This window comes from Pararhodobacter sp. (assembly GCF_036802785.1).
Lineage (GTDB): Bacteria > Pseudomonadota > Alphaproteobacteria > Rhodobacterales > Rhodobacteraceae > Pararhodobacter.
In genome coordinates this window covers 1-2,262 of record NZ_DAIRVN010000145.1, presented here as the reverse complement: position 1 = coordinate 2,262, position 2,262 = coordinate 1, and the positions used below count along the sequence as shown (strand labels likewise).

2 protein-coding genes are annotated in these 2,262 nt (G+C 69.2%); both read right to left on the bottom strand.

Annotated features, from left to right (window positions below):
* Positions 1-85: 85 nt before the first annotated feature.
* Positions 86-1,156 carry a glycosyltransferase family A protein gene (locus tag V7Q53_RS23335; protein ID WP_333831433.1) on the bottom strand — a complete coding sequence of 357 codons (1,071 nt, stop codon included), beginning with the start codon at positions 1,154-1,156 and terminating at the stop codon, positions 86-88.
* Between the two features lie 8 nt (positions 1,157-1,164).
* Positions 1,165-2,262: glycosyltransferase family 2 protein (locus tag V7Q53_RS23330; protein ID WP_333831432.1), on the bottom strand; the 1,098-nt coding region annotated here is incomplete at its 5' end.

Genomic DNA, 2,262 nt, shown 5'->3' with positions numbered 1-2,262 from the left:
CGGCGCTGGCCACGCGGCCGCTGTGGCAGGCGGTGGCGCTGTGGCAGGGCGAGGCGCTGTGGCACGCGCTGCCGGGTATTGCTGGTCAGGAGGTTTCTGATGACCCCCGCGCCCAGACCGCCAGCCGGGCGATCGCGCTCTGGCGCAGTTTGGGGGCAAGGGGGGAGGCGGGCGGTTCGCAAAGCACCTGAGCGTGTTCAAGCGCCGCGCCCAGCCACGGCGCACAGGGCGCCAGCGTCGCTTCCGGCCCGGCGCGCATGTCAACCGATGCCGCCCTGACCAGCCGCGCATCAAGGCGCGCCAGCACAAGCCTGCTGGCATGGCCGAGCGCTTGCTGCGCATCGGCGGGCAGGGCGGCCATCAGACCGGCCAGCGGGTGAAAGACCGCCCCCAGCAGGGCCGCGCGCATCACGGGGTCGTGGAAATGGCGCGCGCGTTCAAACAGATGCAGGGCCTGCGCGGCGTCGGAGAGCGTTTCAAAGCCGGTGCCCCGCGTCGCTTCCGGCCCGACCTCCTGCCAGAGCGTGACCGAGGGCAGGGGGGCGACGGCCAGGCTTTGCGCGTTCATCAGCGCGCCGGTGGCGAAAAGCCAGCCGCTGTCGGCCTCATGCGCGAAGGACAGCGCGTGGTCACGGACCAGCCCGCGCCGGACAACCCGCAGCGCGGGCATCTGCGGCAAAAGCGCAAGGCGCGTCAGCATCTGCGCAAAGCGTTCATGGCTGGTATCGGCCCTGTCCAGCCCGGCACCCGCCAGCCAGTCAAACACCGGCTGCCCGGTGGGCGCCACCATCCCGTCTTCGCCGCGCAGGGCGGCGGGCAGAAACAGGCAGTCGGCATCGCTTTCGACAAGGGCAGTCAGGCCAAAGGGCGCCAGCGTGTCGCCGGGGGTCAGCACACAAAGCCGCGCGCCCTGCGCCAGCGCCAGCCCCCGGTTGCGCGCCGCGCCGCGCGGGGCGGGGGCCATGCGGACCAGACGAAGCTGCGGGTGTGAAAGCCCCGCCAGCATGGCGCGGGTTCCTGCATCCGCACCATGGTCGATCACCATGATCTCAAGCGCACCCGCCAGCGCCAGCAGCCGCCGCAGGGAATGGGCGGCGCGCGCGCCCTCGCCCGCCGTGACGGTCAGGATGCAGGAAAGGGCGGGGGCAGCGGTCATGGCAGGGCTCACAGGCTGCGCTTGAGGGTCAGGCCCATGCGTGCGGCATCGGGGTGCGGCATCATGGCGGTGGTCTGCGCCCACCACGCCCCGTCCGGCAGGGCGGCGGCGCGGGCCATTTCGGCATCGAAACAGGCGCGGAAATCAGGGTGCGCGACGGTGGCAAGCTGCGCATCGCCCATCACCTGCGGCCCCCAGCATCGCGCGACGGAAACGCAAACCTCGGCCCCTGCCTGCAGAAAGGCGCTTACCAGTTCAGGCCGCAGCCGCTCGGACGACCAGTGGATCGCATCCAGCATCGTCCGGGCATGGTCGGCAAAGCCGGTCCATCCTTCGGCCTGTGCGCGCCGGGCCAGCATGGAGAACATCGCCAGCATATTGAAATGGCGCGTGTCGCCCTGCCGGATGTCCTGATCAGGGTGCTGACGATAGAGGTATCTCGGCCCCGGCAGCATCCAGCTTTCCGGCAGATAGGTCAGGGTCAGCAGGTGGAACAGATAATCGTCATAAGCGCGGATCGATTCCGGGAACCAGATATTGCGGTGGTCCAGAAAGGAACGCCGGTAAACCTTGCGCCAGATTGTCGGCTGGCTGCGCAGCAGACGCCCGGAAGGGACGCGCTGCGCCTGCATTCCGGCCACGTCTTCCAGCGGCAGGTCGGCCAGTTCCAGATCACCGCCAAAGGGCCAGCGCGGCACATCGCGGCGCTCATCGACAAAATCGAAGCCGCCCTGAACCATGTCGCTGTCGGTTGCCAGCGCCAGATCATAGAGCCCGGCGAAAAAGCCCGGCTCCACCCAGTCATCGGCATCGACAAAGGCGATATGCGCGGCCTCGGACACCAGCCGCCCATAGTTGCGCGCCGAGGCGCAGCCGCCATTGGCCTTGCGCACCACCCGCACGCGGCTGTCACCGGCGAAAGCCTCGCGCACCAGATCGCCGCTGCCATCGGTGGAGCCGTCATCAACCACGATCACCCCGATCTCATCGCGCCCCGCACAAAGCAGGCTTTCCACGCATTGCCGGATATGCGCGCGGGTATTGTAAAGCGCCACCACGATGTCCAGCCGGGGTTTGTCGCAGGGGGGGGCTGACAGCGGCGGGGG